Origin of the sequence: Cryobacterium sp. MLB-32 (assembly GCF_000738085.1) — a bacterium.
Lineage (GTDB): Bacteria > Actinomycetota > Actinomycetes > Actinomycetales > Microbacteriaceae > Cryobacterium.
The window spans coordinates 1-1,041 of record NZ_JPRS01000418.1 but is presented as its reverse complement, the minus strand read 5'-3'; the positions used below and the strand labels follow the sequence as shown (position 1 = coordinate 1,041).

The 1,041-nt window shown below is 61.6% G+C and carries 1 protein-coding gene and 2 tRNA genes; 2 read left to right on the top strand and 1 reads right to left on the bottom strand.

All coding sequences use genetic code 11. From position 1 onward, the window contains the following. Positions 1-13: 13 nt before the first annotated feature. Together JF66_RS19055 and JF66_RS19050 are read left to right on the top strand one after the other, a co-directional pair. Positions 14-87 (top strand) — tRNA-Ile (locus tag JF66_RS19055). 32 nt (positions 88-119) lie between these two features. Beyond that, positions 120-192 (top strand) — tRNA-Ala (locus tag JF66_RS19050). A gap of 144 nt (positions 193-336) precedes the next feature. Here the strand turns inward: JF66_RS19050 and JF66_RS19045 are convergent. Continuing rightward, positions 337-864, bottom strand: a complete 528-nt coding sequence (locus JF66_RS19045; protein ID WP_035880454.1) for a hypothetical protein — start codon at positions 862-864, stop codon at positions 337-339. Positions 865-1,041 lie beyond the last annotated feature (177 nt).

Genomic DNA, 1,041 nt, shown 5'->3' with positions numbered 1-1,041 from the left:
AATCTGCTCACAGGGGGATATAGCTCAGTTGGTTAGAGCGCTTCACTGATAATGAAGAGGTCCCAGGTTCAAATCCCGGTATCCCCACGCAACAACACGAGATCGCCTCAGGGCGACTCGGGGCCATAGCTCAATTGGTAGAGCGCCTGCTTTGCAAGCAGGAGGTCCGGGGTTCGATTCCCCGTGGCTCCACACGAACACGAAATGCCCGGCCGTTATCGGCCGGGCATTTTTGTGTCCCGGGCCGAGAAGCCCTACGCGGCCGTCTCTGCTCTTAACGAGGCAAGGCCCGCATCCGAGTAGCGGATGCGGGCCTTGAACGTGTGAGAGCGGCGCTCAGTCCTCGTGAGAGGTGTTTGACTCGATCTCGTCTTCGGCTACCCACAGCTCATCGTCGGCGCGGAACGTCTGCCAGACGGCGTAGGCGACTCCGATGGCAGCAGCGATGGCCAGACCGGCGGCGACGTAGGTGGCTGCGCCCGTGCTCTTCTTCTGCACGACGACCGGCTTCTGCAGGTGGATGCGGCTCAGCGCGGCGCGCACGCGAGCGTCGCGGGCAACATCTCCCACGGACATGACGGTACCGATTGCGTTACCGATGCCAGGCAGGAAGTCGTTGACCACGGTGCGGCGAACGTCGCCCGCGAGCTGGTGTGTCGCGTCAACGCGAGGGCGAACGTACTGGTCGTAGCTTTCGCGGACGCGCGGGACGACCTCTTCCCTGGTGAGGACACCGGCCTGATGGCCGGCCTCACGGGCGACGGCGTTGGCGCGCTCCAGAACTTCTGCCTGCTGGCTCCATAGTTCGTCTGCGCTCTTGCGCAGCCGAATGAGTTCCTTGCGGCGCTTGCGTGACAGGCTCATCTGGACCCTCCATTGTTGTCGTGTGGCGATTACGTCCATCTTGCCACTGAATCGACTGGGAGCAATCTGGGTAACAGAATCCTAGTGGGGGCCTGTGCAAGAATTGTCAGCATGTCTAAGCACACTGCTGTCGCAACCCTAAACACCACCCTCGGACCGATCAAGGTCAACCTTTTC

What these genes read in the sequence shown, in the direction of transcription:
- JF66_RS19045 (WP_035880454.1), bottom strand. Translation starts at nt 864, where the DNA reads ATGAGCCTGTCACGCAAGCGCCGCAAGGAACTCATTCGGCTGCGCAAG.